This window comes from Nocardiopsis trehalosi NBRC 14201 (genome assembly GCF_001552555.1).
Classification (GTDB): domain Bacteria; phylum Actinomycetota; class Actinomycetes; order Streptosporangiales; family Streptosporangiaceae; genus Nocardiopsis_B; species Nocardiopsis_B trehalosi.
The window spans coordinates 1-14,495 of record NZ_BCRK01000158.1 but is presented as its reverse complement, the minus strand read 5'-3'; the positions used below and the strand labels follow the sequence as shown (position 1 = coordinate 14,495).

Genomic DNA, 14,495 nt, shown 5'->3' with positions numbered 1-14,495 from the left:
CCTCCAAAAAACACTCCCTAGGTCGGATCGCCGGACCGGTCCGGGTCCGCGTCCACCGGGGACACGCTCGCGGATCGGCCCGCGACCGCCGCCCAGGGCCTCCGCTGGGCCGGCCCGCGGAGCGGGCAGAGGAGGGGCGCGGCCGCTCGCCGATCCGGAAGCCTCCGGAAGTCACGCCCCGGCGCCGCCCGCCCGTTGTCACCGGTCGGACGTAGGCTGACCGTATGTGCCGCAACATCCGCCGCCTGCACAACTACGCACCCCCCGCCACGCCGGAGGAGGTGCACGACGCCGCGCTCCAGTACGTGCGCAAGATCAGCGGGACCGCCCGGCCGTCCGAGGCCAACCGTGAGGCGTTCGACCGCGCGGTGGCCGCCGTCGCCGCGGCCACCGAGGAGCTGCTCGCCGACCTGGTGACCTCGGCCCCGCCCCGGTCCCGCGAGGAGGACGCCGCCCGCGCCGCCGAACGCGCCCGCCAGCGCTACGGCACGGCGGGCTGACCACCCGGCGGCCCACCGGTTGTTCCGTCCGTGTATGTCCCATTTGAGATCTACGCCATAAAGGTGCCGCCTGCTCGCTCTCCACGTCCTTGTGGCGGGGACCGTCGGGCACCGGTCGCCACCCCGATACCCGCGGCCGCTGCGGCCGGGCCCGCCGCCTGGCGCCCGCCCGCAGCGGCCGACCTCTCCCCTAGGACCGGAATGACCCGCACCACACCCCCGCGGCCGATCGCCGTCACCCGGGTCGTCCCCGAGCTGGCACCGCTCGCGCGTACCGCGACCCGGCTGCACCCCCGCCCGGGGGCGCCGACCGCCGGCGACAGCTCGGTCGGCGGTCCGCTGCTGTGGCCGACCGGTGAGCCGTGGCCGCACTGCGACGGACCCCACGACCTGACCGTCGCGGTGGACGACGCCCTGGCGGACCTGCGGCTGCGGCGCCTCCGTGCCGCCGTGCGCGGCAGGCGGCGGACCCCGGCGGAGCAGAGGGCCCTCGGCCGGCTGGCGTCCGCGGTGTACCCGCTGACCAGCCCGCCGACCGCGCCGCAGTACGGCTCGGTGGCGATGCTGCCGGTCGCGCAGCTGTACGCGCGTGACGTGCCCGATCTGCCCGCGCCCGCCGGGACGGACCTGCTCCAGGTGCTGTGGTGCCCCTTCGACCACCCGCCGGAGGCCTTCATGCCCCGGACCGCGCTGGTCTGGCGGTCCTCGGCCGCGGTCACCCGCGTCCTCGCCCGGCCCCCGGAACCGTCGGCCGTGCAGTACGACGGCTACCTGCCGGAGCCGTGCGTGCTCGACCCGGAGCAGGTCACCGAGTACCCCAACCCCCTGGAACTCGGCGCGGACCTGCGGGAGCGGCTGAGGCGGGCGGACGCGTGGGCGGCCGCCGGTGCCGCCCCGGACGATCCCGGCGCCCCCGTCCTGGAGAGCGTCTACCGCGGCGAGCTGTCCGTGGCGCCCGGCTGGAAGGTCGGCGGCTGGCCCCAATGGGGCCCCACCGACCCCGTCGCCCGGCCCTGCCCCGCCTGCGGCACCGGGATGGACCCGCTGCTGACCATCGCCACGTTCGAATGGGACGCCGGCACCCGCAGTTGGATTCCGAACGAGGCGGAGGCCGCCGCGCCGTCCCCCCACTCCGGGTTCGACCCGCGGATGCCGACCAAGGTCCAGATCGCCAGCGGTTACCAGCAGCAGCTCTACGTCTGCCCGGCGGACCCCCGCCACCCGCACACCGAGCTGATGCAGTAGCCGCCCGCCCGGCCCCCGCCCCGGGCGGAGGAGCGCGCGCAGGGCCGACGGCGTCGAGGCCGACCGCCGAGGTCAACGGGGGTGCGCGGGCGCCGGTAACCGGGCGGGGGCGTCCGGTGTGTCTGCGTGGATACCGCGCCGCCTCTGCGTAGTGTGGTGCCATCCGGTCGCGGATGCGGCCTATTGCCGCTGATCGGAGCATATGTCGCCCCTCGCGAGCAGCGTCCGGTCCCACTGCGGCCGGGACCGGTCCGCGTGGCGGAACCGGACGGTTCTGGGAAACGGGGGGTCCATGGAGCAGGGACACGGAGCGATGTGCCTTGACGACCGCGAGCCGGCGGACGCGCTGCGGCCGGACACCGCCCCGATCCGGGGCCCGCAGCGCGCCGACCGCGAAGCCGAGCTGGCGCGCGAGAACGACCGGCTGCGCCGTCAGGTGACCACCCTGTCCGCCGCCCTGGACAGCCGCGCCGACATCGACCGCGCCGTCGGCATGATCATGGCCGTGTGGCGGTGCGACGCCGACGCGGCCTGGTCCCGGCTCGTCGCCGTGTCCAACAACACCAACGTCAAGATCCGCGACATCTGCCGGGCCCTGGCCGACCCCTCCGGGGCCGCCGAGGCGCGGTCGCGTCCGCTGCGCGAGGCCGTCGAGCAGCTCCGGGTCGACCGGACGCGCCGCGCGGCGCCACCGCCGCCCCGCCCCGTCACCCCCGCCCCGCGCAGGTCCGAGGACGGCCGGCCCCGCCGCTGAGCCGTGGCGGCCGTCGCGGTCCGCCTCTTTCTCGTGCCGGGCGGCCGCCCGGCGACCGGCTGCGCGCCCCGGTCCCGGTGTCGGTTCCGCGCGGTCGGGCAGCGGGCGGGGGAACGAGGGGGTGAGGGCGTGCCGCAGTGGCTCGAAGCGGGGTTGTGGGGGCTCGTCGGCGGTGGGGCGCTGGTCGTGGGGGCGGCCGTGGCCTGGTGGGTGCGGGTACCGCGCGCCGCCGTCGCCGGGGTGATGGCGTTCGGCGCGGGCGTGCTCATCTCCGCGCTCGCGTTCGACCTGGTCGACGAGGCCGAGCGCACCGGCGGACTGGCCGCGACCGCGCTCGGGTTCTGCGCGGGCGCGGTCGGCTACGTCGCGGCGAACGCGGTGCTGGCCCGGCGCGGGGCCCGGCACCGCAAGCGGTCCGGCGGTCACCAGCCCTCCGAGGCCGACGCCCCCGGCAGCGGGGCGGCCATCGCCGTCGGCGCGCTGCTCGACGGGGTGCCGGAGTCGGTCGTGCTGGGCGTCTCCCTGCTCAAGGGCGGCGGGGTGGGCGTGGCCGTGCTCGCCGCCATCGCGATCTCCAACGTGCCCGAGGGCCTGTCCAGCGCCGCCGGGATGAAGCGGGCGGGGCGCGGGCCCGGGTACGTGTTCGGCGTGTGGGGCGGCATCGCGGCGGCGAGCGGCGCGGCCGCGCTCGTGGGCAACATCGCCCTGCAGGGGGCGCCGCCGACCGCCGTCGCCGCGATCACCGCCGTGGCGGCCGGGGCGATCCTCGCCATGATCGCCGACACCATGGTGCCCGAGGCGTTCGAGCGCACCCATGTCCTCACCGGGCTGATCACGGCGGCGGGGTTCCTCACCGCGTTCAGCATCGAGCGCCTGGGCGGCTGAGGCCGCCGGAGCGGGCCCCCGGGGCCGCCCCGGGACCCGCTCGCGGCAGGCGACCGCGGCGGCCGCCGGCCGCGCGGCGGCCCGCCCGGCAGGGTCCGCCGGCGCCGTCCCGGCGCCCCGCTCCCGGGCCCGCCCGGGTCCCGGGTCCGGTGCTGCCCGCCGGGGGGCCCGGCGGGGTGCGTACGATGGTCCCGCTCGGCCGACCCGTCCGGCGCGACGCGGTGCCCGGCGGTGCCCGCGGCCGCGCGGCGCCCCGGTCCCGGCCCGGCAGCCGAACCACCGACCGAGCCCTCTGCGGAGGTAGCGGGGAGGACCCATGGCCGACCGGCCCGCCATCGTCACCGTGGACGACGACCCCGGTGTCTCCCGGGCCATCGCCCGCGACCTGCGCCGGCGCTACGCCGACGACCACCGGATCGTGCGTGCCGAGTCCGGCCCGCAGGCGCTGGAGGCGCTGCGCGAGATGCGGCTGCGCGGGGAGGAGGTCGCCGTGCTCCTCGCCGACCAGCGCATGCCGGGCATGCAGGGGACCGAGTTCCTGGAGCAGGCGATGGACCTGTACCCGCACGCCCGCCGGGTGCTGCTCACCGCCTACGCCGACACCGAGGCCGCCATCCAGGCCATCAACGTCGTCGACCTCGACCACTACCTGCTCAAACCGTGGAACCCGCCCGAGGAGAAGCTGTACCCGGTGCTCGACGCCCAGCTCGCGCACTGGCGGGCCGGCGACCGCACCGAGGCGGCCGTCCCGCGCGTCGTCGGCCACCGCTGGTCGGTGCGCTCCTATGAGATCCGCGACTTCCTCGCCCGCAACCAGCTCCCCTACCGGTGGCACCTGGCCGACGAGCCCGAGGGCGCGGCGCTGCTGCGCGCCGCCGGCACCGGCGCCGACCGGCTCCCGCTGGTGGTGGCGGCCGACGGCGCGTCGGTGTGCGCGCCCACCGACGCCCAGTTGGCCGACCTGGTGGGGCTGACCACGGTCCCCGCGGCCGACTTCTACGACCTGGTCGTCATCGGGGCCGGGCCCGCCGGGCTGGGCGCCGCCGTGTACGCGGCGTCCGAGGGGCTGCGCACCGTGCTGGTGGAGCGGCAGGCCACCGGCGGGCAGGCCGGGCAGAGCAGCCGCATCGAGAACTACCTGGGGTTCCCCGACGGGGTGTCGGGCGGGCAGCTCACCGAGCGGGCCCGCCGCCAGGCCGTCAAGTTCGGGTCGGAGCTGCTGGTGGCCAGCGAGGCCGCCGCGCTGGAGGCGTGCGGGGCGGCGCGGGTGGTGCGGTTCGCCGACGGCCGCGAGGTGTCGGCGCACACGGTGGTGCTGGCCACGGGCGTGTCGTACCGGCGGCTCGACGTCCCGGGCCTGGACCGGTTCACCGGGCGCGGCGTCTTCTACGGCGCCGGGCTGACCGAGGTCGGCAACTGCTCCGGCGAGGAGGTCTACATCGTCGGGGGCGCCAACTCCGCCGGCCAGGCGGCGGTGCACCTGTCGCGCTACGCCAAGCGGGTGCACCTGCTGGTGCGCGGCGCGAGTCTCGCCGACGGCATGTCGCACTACCTGATCGAGCAGATCGCCGCGATCGACGCGATCGAGGTGCACCTGCGCACGCGGATCGCGGCCGCCGACGGCGGCGACCACCTGGAGCGCCTCACCCTGTGCGACGGGGCCACCGGGGAGCGCACCGAGGTCGACGCCCAGTACGTGTTCGTGTTCATCGGGGCGCACCCGCGCACCGAGTGGCTCGACGGGGCGGTGCGCCGCGACGGCCACGGGTTCGTGCTCGCGGGTGCCGACCTGCTCGCCGACGGCCGCCGCCCCGGCGGGTGGGCGCCCGACCGCGACCCCTACCACCTGGAGACCAGCGTGCCCGGGGTGTTCGTCGCGGGCGACGCCCGGGCCGGGTCGGTCAAGCGCGTGGCGGCGGCCGTGGGCGACGGCGCCGCCGCGGTCGCGCTCATCCAGCGCTACCTCACGGACTAGGAGGCCGGCCATGGCCGAGGACGACGGCTGCACCGCCGCGACGGCGGGACCCGACGGCGAGGCCGTCCGGGTGGCGCCGGAGGAACTCGCCACGCTGTTCCTGTTCGAGCAGGTGGGGCGGGCCAAGCTGGAGAAGCTGTCGGCCCTGGGGCGGGTGGCGCGGTTCCCGGCGGGCGCCGCGATCTACACCGAGGGCACCCCCGGCGCGTGCTTCTACGTGCTGCTGGAGGGCGCGATCGCGCTCAACCGGCGGGTGCGCGGCGGCGGCGAGGTCGAGGTGGTCCGCACCGACCACCGCGGGTCCTACTTCGGAGCGCTGCTGACCCTCATCGACAAGGACGCGACCGGCGACCCGCCCTACGCCAACAGCGCCGTCGCGGTGTCCGACTGCCGGCTGTTCGTGCTCCCGGCGTCGGTCATGGTGACGTGGATGGCGAGCTGGTACCCCATGGCGATGCACCTGATCCAGGGCATCTACGGGACCATGCGGGTGTCGCAGATCCGGGTGAGCGAACGCGAGAACCTGATGTCGCTGGGCCGGCTCACGGCCGGCCTCACCCACGAGCTGAACAACCCGGCCGCCGCGGCGGTGCGGGCCGGCGCGGAGCTGCGGGAGCGCACCGCGGCGATGCGCCGGATGGTGGCCGAGGCGGCGCAGGCGCCCGACCCGGGGGCGCTGGCGGCGCTGCTGGAGCTGCAGGAGGAGGCGGTGGCGGCCGCCGCCGGGCCGTGCGACCTGTCCCCGCTGACGGTGAGCGACCGCGAGGACGAGCTGGCGGACTGGCTGGAGGACCGGGGGGTGGCCGACGCCCCCGGGCTCGCGGCGGTCCTGGTCGGCGCGGGCCTGGACACGGCGTGGGCGCGGTCGGTGGCCGAGCGGGTGGGCGGCGCCTACCTGCCGGCGGCCATGGCGTGGCTGGGCAACGTGGTCGAGACCGAGACCCTGCTCGCCGAGAACGCGGAGGCGGTGGCGCGCATCAGCGACCTCATCGGCACGGCGAAGCAGTACACGCAGCTCGACCGGGCGCCCGACCAGCGGGCGGACGTGCACGTGCTGCTCGACAGCACGCTGGCGGTGCTGCGGCACAAGACCGGCCCCGGGGTGAAGGTGGTCCGCGACTACGACCGGACGCTGCCGGAGCTGGACGTGTCCGCGGCCGAACTGAACCAGGCGTGGACCAACATCATCGACAACGCCCTCTACGCCATGGGTGGTTCGGGCACGCTGACCGTGCGCACCCGCCGCGACCACCGGACGGCGGTGGTGGAGATCGGCGACACCGGGCCCGGTCTGGCGCCGGGCGCCGCCGACCGGCTGTTCGAGCCGTTCTTCACCACCAAGCCGCCGCAGGAGGGCACCGGGCTGGGCCTGGACATCGCCTGGCGGATCGTGGTCGACCGGCACCAGGGCGACATCAGGGTGGCCTCGGAGCCGGGCGACACCCGGTTCACGGTCTGCCTGCCGCTGCCCGCCCCGGGGATCTGAGCGGGCGCGGGCTCACCCGGTGCCGTGGTGGGCCGGGCCGCGGCCGAGGGGTTCGCGGACCAGGGTGCGGTCGACGAAGCAGTACCGCCAGTCCTCGCCGGGCGCCAAGGACTCCATGACCGGGTGCCCGGTGGCCTCGAAGTGGGCGGTGGCGTGCCGGCCGGGGGAGTCGTCGCAGCAGCCGACGTGCCCGCAGGTCAGGCAGAGCCGCAGCTGCACCCAGTCGTCGATCCCGTCCTCGGCGCACGCCGGGCAGGCGAGCGTGTCGGCGCGCACGTCGGGGTCGATCCGGTCGAGGTGGGTGCAGGCGGTGCTCATGGTCTCGCCGCGCACGTAGCGCCAGCCGCCGGTGAGCAGCCGGTCGGGAATGAGCCGGGCGAGGTGCCGCGACTGCGACGCCAGCAGCGGGCTGAGGACGGCCAGCACCAGCACGTACAGGGCGACGAAGGAGCCGATGCGGGGGTCCAGGCCGGCGCCCATGGCGAGCGTGGCGAGGATCAGCGAGAACTCGCCGCGGCCGAGCACGGTCAACCCGATGTTGGCGGCGGCGCGCTGGTTGAAGCCGTAGAGCCGGCCCGCGATGAGCCCGGCGGCGGAGTTGGTGGCGATCGTGACGAGCACGGCGGCGGCCACGGGCAGGGCGACCTCGGCGAGCCCGGCGACGTCGATGGTCAGGCCGAACGTCACGAAGAACACGGCGGCGAACACGTCGCGCAGCGGCAGCACCAGCCGCTCGACGCGTTCGCGCACCGAGGTCCGCGACACGACCAGGCCGATCATCAGCGCGCCGATCGCGTCGGACACGCCCATGCCGGAGGACAGCCCGGCCATCAGCGCGACCAGGCCGACCATGAGCACGGCGAGCAGCTCGTCCTCGCGGCTGCCGATGAGCGCCCCGACGGCCCGCGCCCCGTAGCGGGCGAGGGCGAACAGCAGCAGCAGGAACACGAACCCGGTGCCGATGCCGGTGGCGACCTCGGCGGGGGTGCCGGCGTCGGACAGCACGGGCTGCAGCAGCGCCAGGTAGAACGCGAGGAACAGGTCCTCGATGACGATGATGCCGAGGATGACCGGGGTCTCGGCGTTGGTCAGCCGGCGCAGTTCGATGAGGAGCTTGGTGGCGATGGCCGACGAGGAGATGCCCAGGGCGCCGGCCAGCACCAGCGCCTCGGGCAGCCCCCACCCCAGGAGCAGGCCGAAGCCGAACCCGGCCCCGACGTTGAGCCCGATGTAGCAGGCGGCGGCGAGGAACAGCCGCCGCCCGCTGCCGAGGACCTGCTCGACGGGGAACTCCACGCCCAGGTGGAACAGCAGCAGGACCAGGCCCAGGGTGGCGAACAGCTCCAGGCTCTCGGGGTGCTCGATGAGGGTGGGGCCGGGGGTGCCCGGGCCCAGCAGGATGCCGGCGAGCATGTAGCAGGGGACCGTCGGCAGGCCGACCCGGCGGGCGCCGCGCGCCAGCAGGCCGGCGATGAGGATCAGGGCGCCGATTCTGAGCAGCTCGTCGTGCATGACGTTCCCTAGGTGGGGCGGGCGGCGCGGCGCGGGGGCACGGCGGAGCGGGCCGCGGTGGAGTGGGGCGGCGGGGGGCGGCGCGGGCGGCCGCCCGGGTCAGCCCTCGAAGAAGGTGCCGCCGAGGACCGCGGCGATCTTGCGGGCGTGGGCCTCGGTCAGCTCCAGCACGGCGTCGGGGTCGGCGGAGGCGCCGGTGAACACGTAGAGGTCGCGTTTGCCGTCGCGGCGGACGACGACCGACACCCGCTGGCCCTGGCCGCCCGCGTCGATGTCGTAGCGGGTGCCGATGCCCGGCAGTTCCTGGGTGTGCACGCCGTGGCCCATGGCTCCTCCTGGGTGGCGGTGCCGGGGTCGCGCGGGCACCGCGCCGCGGCCGCGTCCGTCGGCGCGGCGGGCCTCCTAGCATGCCACGTCCGGCCGCGGACGGCGGCGGGCGGGACCCGCCGCCGGGCGGCGGTGCGGGAAAACCGGTCGCGCCGCCGGACGGGCCGGGACTACGGTGGCCCGCCATGACCGACACCACTGCCGCGAACACCTATTCCGGGCTCGACTTCAACGCCCCGCTGTCCGACGCCCGCGCCCGGCGGCTGGCCGACCGGGTCGCCGCCGCCGGCCCCGGCACGGTCGCCGACCTGGGCTGCGGGTGGGGCGAGCTGCTGCTGCGGGCGCTGGAGTCCTGCCCCGCCGCGACGGGGACGGGCGTCGACACCGACGACCGGCTGCTCCAGCGGGCCCGCGCCGCCGCCGAACGGCGCGGCCTGGCCGACCGGGCGGAGTTCACGGCCGGGCCCGCCGACGCCGTGCGCGGACCGTTCGACGCGGTGCTGTGCGTGGGCGCCGACCACGCCCTGGGCGGCACCGCCCCGGCGCTGCGGGCGCTGAGCGGGGTGGTCGCGCCCGGCGGGACCGTGGTGTTCGGCACGGCGGTGTGGGAGCGGACCCCCACTGCGGGGGAGCTGGCGGCGATGTGGCCGGGCGCCACCGCCGACGAGCTGCCCGCGACGGCGGACGTGGTCGACGCGGCGCTCGACGCCGGGTTCCGCCCCGCCTGGATCGAGTCGGCGAACGGCGACGAGTGGGACGCCTTCGAATCGGGCTACCTGTCCGACTGGGAGCGGCGCGCCGCCGCCTGCGCCGACCCGGCCGAGGCCGCCGCGCTGCGGGCCCGCGCCGACACGGCGCGCGGCTGGTGGCTGCGCGGCTTCCGCGGCGTCATGGGGTTCTGCTACCTCACCCTGACCGCCCCGGCCGGGTGACCCGGGGCGGCGGCAGGTGTCGGCCCGGGCGGGGCGGGTAGCGCGGGGGCGTGGCCGCCCGCGCCCGGCGGTCGGCGCCCGGCGAACGGAGGAGACGATGGACGTGGTCCGCCCCGAGCACGTGGCCCGGCTGCTGCGCACCGACGACCCCGACCCCGTGCTGGTCGTGGTGCGGGGCGCGGCCGAGGTGGTGCCGTCGGCGGCGCTGGAGGGGCCCGACCACCGGGGCGCCCTGCGCGTGGCGGGGCGCGCCGACCTCGGCGTCGACCCCGGCGCGGGCGTGTCGGAGGAGGAGACCGCGGCGCCGGCCCGGCGGCTGAACGACGCGGTGGAGCACCTCGGCGGCTGAGCCGCCGACCGGACCGACGGAGGGACGACCGATGCGCGCACTGACGGTGCGGCCGGGCGAGAAGGGGGCGCTGCGGGTCGAGGAGGTGCCCGACCCGGAACCCGGGCCGGGGGAGCTGCTGGTCGACGGCCTGGCCGTGGGGGTGTGCGGCACCGACCGCGAGATCGCCGACGCGCTGTACGGCTGGGCCCCGCCCGGCCGCGACCGGCTGGTCCTGGGCCACGAGTCCCTGGGCCGGGTGCGGACGGCGCCGCCGGACAGCGGGTTCGCCCCCGGCGACCTGGTGGCGGGCGTGGTGCGCCGCCCCGACCCGGTGCCCTGCGGCGCCTGCGCGCACGGGCACTTCGACATGTGCCGCAACGGGCGCTACACCGAGCGCGGCATCAAGGAGATCGACGGGTACGCGGCGGAGCGGTGGACGGTCGAGGCCGACTACGCCGTGCGGATCGACCCCGCTCTGGGGCGGGCCGGGGTGCTGATGGAGCCCACCACCGTCGTCGCCAAGGCGTGGGACCAGATCGAGCGTGTCGGCCGCCGGTCCTGGTTCGACCCGCGCACCGTGCTGGTCACCGGGGCCGGGCCGATCGGGCTGCTGGCGGCGCTGCTGGGCGCCCAGCGGGGCCTGGAGGTGCACGTCCTGGACCGCGTGTCGGACGGGCCCAAGCCGCGCCTCGCGGCCGACCTCGGCGCGGCCTACCACGCGGGCGACGTGGCGGAGGTGGCGCGGCGGGTCCGCCCCGACATCGTCGTGGAGTGCACCGGGGCGGCCCGCCTGGTGTTCGAGGCGATGGCCGGCACCGGCCCCTACGGCATCGTCTGCCTGACGGGGGTGTCCTCCCCGGGCCGCACGCTCGACGCCGACATCGGGCGGGTCAACCGCGACATCGTGCTGCAGAACGACGTGGTCATCGGCTCGGTGAACGCCAACCTGGACCACTACCGCGCGGCCGCCGACGCGCTCGCGGCGGCCGACCGCCCCTGGCTGGAGCGGCTGATCACCCGCCGCGTGCCCCTGGAGCGGGCGCTCGACGCCTTCGACCCGCGCCCCGACGACGTCAAGGTCGCCATCACCCTCGACGGCGGCGCCTGACCGGCCCGCGCCCCCCCCCGGTGCCGGCCGGATTAGCGGTGGGGCCGCCGGGTAGCGGGGCGCCGGACATCGGGTGGGAGCGGCGGAAGGAGCGCGGCGATGGCATCGGGCGGGAAGGTCGTGGTGGTCACCGGGGCCAGCGGCGGGGTGGGGCGCGCGGTGGCGCGGCGCTTCGCCGAGCGCGGCGACCGGGTCGCCCTGCTGGCTCGGGGCGAGAAGGGGCTCGCGGCGGCGGCCGACGACGTCCGCGCGGTCGGGGGCGTCCCGCTGGTGCTGCCGGTCGACGTGGCCGACGCCGAGGCCGTCGACGCGGCGGCCGCGCGCACCGAGGAGGAGCTGGGCCCCATCGACGTCTGGATCAACGACGCGTTCACGTCGGTGTTCGCGCCCGTGACCGAGATCGGCGCGGCGGAGTTCCGCCGGGTCACCGAGGTCTGCTACCTCGGCTACGTGCACGGCACCAAGGCGGCGCTCGACCGCATGCTGCCGCGCGACCGGGGCGCCATCGTCCAGGTCGGGTCGGCGCTGGCCTACCGGGGCATCCCGCTGCAGGCCGCCTACAGCGCGGCCAAGCACGCCATCCAGGGGTTCCACGAGGCGCTGCGCTGCGAGCTGCTGCACGACGGGTCGGGGGTGGCCACCACCATGGTGCAACTGCCCGCCGTCAACACGCCCCAGTTCGACTGGGTGCGGTCGCGGCTGCCGCGCCGGGCCCAGCCCGTGCCGCCCATCTACCAGCCCGAGGTGGCGGCGACCGCCGTCGTGCACGCGGCCGACCACCCGCGGCGGCGCGAGTACTGGGTCGGCGGGTCGACCGTGCTCACCCTGCTCGGCGACCGGGTCGCGCCCGGCCTGCTCGACCGCTACCTCGCCCGCACCGGCTACGACGCCCAGCAGACCGGCGAGCGCCGCCGCCGCGACCGCCCGTCGAACCTGTGGGAGCCCGTGGACGGCGCCGACGGCCGCGACCACGGGGCGCACGGCCGCTTCGACGCCGACGCCGCCCGCACCAGCCCCCAGCTGTGGGCGTCGCGGCACCGGGGCGCGCTGACCGCCGGGGCCGCGGCCGCAGCGGCCGCGGGGGCCGCCGTCCTCGCCCGCCGCCGCTGAACGCGGCCGGGCCGCCCGCTCCGGCCCGCCCGCTCCGTCTCTGCCCGCTCCGGGGCTTACCGGCGCCGCGCGCGCCCGGCGGCGCCGGCCTCTCACGCCCGCCCCGCGCGGGCGGGCGCGCCCGTTCACCGGCCCCGCTCCGGGCCGTCCGCCGGTGCGGCCGCCCACCGGTGCGCCGGTGGGCGCCGCCGCCACCCCCGCTGTCCGTGGCGCGCGGGGTTGTCGTACCCGTGTGGTGTGCTGTGGTCCGCGGCGTCCGGGCGGGCTCCCCCTCCACGGCCCGTCCCGGGCGTCCGACCGCGCGATTGACCTCAACTTAACTTGAGGTTCTACGCTGCGATCACACGACCGGATCGACCGCCGGCCGTTCCGTACCGACGAACCCCCCGGTGGTGTCCGACATGTCCATGGAAGTCACGGCATGGCACTCGATGTACAACGCCATGCACGCCCAGCAGGACCGGCGTCCCTTCTCCCGCGCGACCCTCCGCCGCATCGCCGGGTTCGCCCGGCCGCACACGCGGCGGCTGCTGCTGTTCCTCGTCTTCAGCGTCGTCACGGCGGTGCTGGCGGTGGCCACCCCGCTGCTGGCCGGGCGGGTGGTCGACGCCATCATCGGCGCCGAACCGCTCCCCGTGGTCACCTGGATCGCCGCGCTGATCGCGGTCATCGCCGTCGCCGAGGCCGCCATCGGCCTGGTCACCCGGTGGCTGTCGGCCAACATCGGCGAAGGGCTCATCCTCGACCTGCGCACCGCCGTGTTCGACCACGTGCAGCGGATGCCGGTGGCCTTCTTCACCCGCACCCGCACCGGGGCGCTGGTGAGCCGGCTGAACAACGACGTGATCGGCGCCCAGCGCGCGTTCAGCGACACCCTCTCCGGCGTGGTCGGCAACGTCGTCACCCTGCTGCTGACCGTCGTGGTCATGGTGGGCATCTCCTGGCAGATCACCGTGCTGGCGCTGCTGCTCCTCCCCGTCTTCGTGCTCCCCGCCCGGCGCATGGGCGCCCGGCTCGCCCGGCTGGAGCGCGAGGCCGCGTCGCACAACGCCACCATGGGCACCCAGATGACCGAGCGGTTCTCCGCCCCCGGCGCCACCCTGATCAAGCTGTTCGGGCGCCCCGACCACGAGTCCCGCGAGTTCGCCGAGCGCGCCGGCCGGGTCCGAGACATCGGGGTGCGCACCGCCATGGTGCAGACGGTGTTCGTCACCGCCCTGACCCTGGTCTCGGCGCTCGCGCTCGCCCTGGTCTACGGCCTCGGCGGGTTCTACGCCCTGCGCGGCCAGCTGGAGGCCGGCGCGGTGGTGTCGCTCGGCATGCTGCTGACCCGCCTCTACGCCCCGCTGACCGCCCTGGCCAGCGCCCGCGTCGAGGTCATGAGCGCCCTGGTCAGCTTCGAGCGGGTCTTCGAGGTGCTCGACCTCGCGCCGCTGGTGACCGAGCGCCCCGACGCCCGCCCGGTGCCCGACGGCCCGGCCGCCGTCGAGTTCGACGGCGTCCACTTCGGCTACCCCTCGGCCGACCGGGTGTCGCTCGCGTCGCTGGAGGAGGTCGCCGTCCTCGACACCCGCGGCGGCGCCCCGGTGCTGCACGACGTGTCGTTCCGCGCCGAACCGGGGCAGATGGTCGCGCTCGTCGGCTCCTCGGGCGCCGGCAAGTCCACCATCGCCCAGCTCCTGCCGCGGCTCTACGACGTCGACCAGGGGGCCGTGCGGGTGGCGGGCGTCGACGTCCGCGACCTCACCGCCGCGTCCCTGCGCGGCACGGTCGGCATGGTCACCCAGGACGGCCACCTGTTCCACGAGTCGATCCGGGCCAACCTGACGCTCGCCCGGCCCGAGGCCACCGACGCCGAACTGTGGGAGGTGCTGCGCCGGGCCCGCCTCGACCACCTCATCGCCGAACTGCCCGACGGCCTCGACACCGTCGTGGGCGAGCGCGGCTACCGGCTCTCCGGCGGCGAGCGGCAGCGGCTGACCATCGCCCGGCTGCTGCTGGCCCGGCCGCGCGTGGTCATCCTGGACGAGGCCACCGCCCACCTCGACTCCACCTCGGAGGCGGCGGTGCAGGAGGCCCTGGGCGAGGCGCTGGCCGGGCGGACGGCGCTGGTGATCGCCCACCGGCTGTCCACCATCCGCGCCGCCGACCTCATCCTGGTGGTGGAGGACGGCCGCGTCGTCGAGCGGGGCACGCACACCGACCTGCTCGACGCGGGCGGCCGCTACGCCGAGCTGTACCGCACCCAGTTCGCCGACGCGGACGCGGAGCCCGCGCCGGCGTCCTGACCCGCCGCCGACCCGCGCCGCCGCGCCCCCTGCCGGGGGCGC

General features: G+C 76.7%; 13 protein-coding genes. 11 read left to right on the top strand and 2 right to left on the bottom strand.

The window, feature by feature from the left end; translation table 11 throughout:
• Positions 1-224 precede the first annotated feature (224 nt).
• From NT8_RS22000 to NT8_RS21975, 6 genes are all read left to right on the top strand, one after another.
• Positions 225-500 carry a DUF2277 domain-containing protein gene (locus tag NT8_RS22000; RefSeq protein WP_067972966.1) on the top strand — a complete coding sequence of 92 codons (276 nt, stop codon included), beginning with the start codon at positions 225-227 and terminating at the stop codon, positions 498-500.
• Positions 501-701: 201 nt separating this feature from the next.
• The gene (locus NT8_RS21995; protein WP_067972963.1) at positions 702-1,745 is read left to right on the top strand and encodes a hypothetical protein; all 1,044 of its coding nucleotides are present in this window, start codon (positions 702-704) and stop codon (positions 1,743-1,745) included.
• A gap of 292 nt (positions 1,746-2,037) precedes the next feature.
• Positions 2,038-2,499 carry an ANTAR domain-containing protein gene (locus NT8_RS21990; protein ID WP_169805245.1) on the top strand — a complete coding sequence of 154 codons (462 nt, stop codon included), beginning with the start codon at positions 2,038-2,040 and terminating at the stop codon, positions 2,497-2,499.
• Positions 2,500-2,628: 129 nt separating this feature from the next.
• Positions 2,629-3,384, top strand: a complete 756-nt coding sequence (locus tag NT8_RS21985; protein WP_067972957.1) for a ZIP family metal transporter — start codon at positions 2,629-2,631, stop codon at positions 3,382-3,384.
• Between the two features lie 316 nt (positions 3,385-3,700).
• Entirely contained in the window at positions 3,701-5,359 is a 1,659-nt protein-coding gene (locus tag NT8_RS21980) for an FAD-dependent oxidoreductase (RefSeq protein ID WP_067972954.1), read from the top strand.
• A 10-nt stretch (positions 5,360-5,369) separates the two neighbouring features.
• The gene (locus tag NT8_RS21975; protein ID WP_084469171.1) at positions 5,370-6,845 is read left to right on the top strand and encodes an ATP-binding protein; all 1,476 of its coding nucleotides are present in this window, start codon (positions 5,370-5,372) and stop codon (positions 6,843-6,845) included.
• A gap of 12 nt (positions 6,846-6,857) precedes the next feature.
• On the opposite strand, the gene NT8_RS21970 is transcribed toward NT8_RS21975, so the two are convergent.
• Both NT8_RS21970 and NT8_RS21965 read right to left on the bottom strand, forming a co-directional pair.
• Positions 6,858-8,357, bottom strand: coding sequence for a cation:proton antiporter domain-containing protein (locus tag NT8_RS21970; RefSeq protein ID WP_067972951.1), 1,500 nt, complete (start codon positions 8,355-8,357; stop codon positions 6,858-6,860).
• Positions 8,358-8,456: 99 nt separating this feature from the next.
• Positions 8,457-8,684, bottom strand: coding sequence for a potassium transporter TrkA (locus tag NT8_RS21965; protein WP_067972948.1), 228 nt, complete (start codon positions 8,682-8,684; stop codon positions 8,457-8,459).
• 185 nt (positions 8,685-8,869) lie between these two features.
• On the opposite strand from NT8_RS21965, the gene NT8_RS21960 reads away from it, so the two are divergent.
• The 5 genes from NT8_RS21960 (at position 8,870) to NT8_RS21940 (ending at position 14,453) form a co-directional block, all read left to right on the top strand.
• Positions 8,870-9,616 carry an SAM-dependent methyltransferase gene (locus NT8_RS21960; RefSeq protein WP_067972945.1) on the top strand — a complete coding sequence of 249 codons (747 nt, stop codon included), beginning with the start codon at positions 8,870-8,872 and terminating at the stop codon, positions 9,614-9,616.
• Positions 9,617-9,713: 97 nt separating this feature from the next.
• Positions 9,714-9,965 (top strand): hypothetical protein, encoded by a 252-nt coding sequence (locus tag NT8_RS21955; protein WP_067972942.1) that lies wholly within the window; start codon positions 9,714-9,716, stop codon positions 9,963-9,965.
• Positions 9,966-9,996: 31 nt separating this feature from the next.
• Positions 9,997-11,055 (top strand): glucose 1-dehydrogenase, encoded by a 1,059-nt coding sequence (locus NT8_RS21950; protein ID WP_067972939.1) that lies wholly within the window; start codon positions 9,997-9,999, stop codon positions 11,053-11,055.
• A 99-nt stretch (positions 11,056-11,154) separates the two neighbouring features.
• A complete protein-coding gene (locus NT8_RS21945; RefSeq protein ID WP_067972936.1) occupies positions 11,155-12,165 on the top strand; it encodes an SDR family oxidoreductase in 1,011 nt (336 codons plus the stop codon).
• A gap of 401 nt (positions 12,166-12,566) precedes the next feature.
• The gene (locus NT8_RS21940; protein ID WP_067972969.1) at positions 12,567-14,453 is read left to right on the top strand and encodes an ABC transporter ATP-binding protein; all 1,887 of its coding nucleotides are present in this window, start codon (positions 12,567-12,569) and stop codon (positions 14,451-14,453) included.
• Positions 14,454-14,495 lie beyond the last annotated feature (42 nt).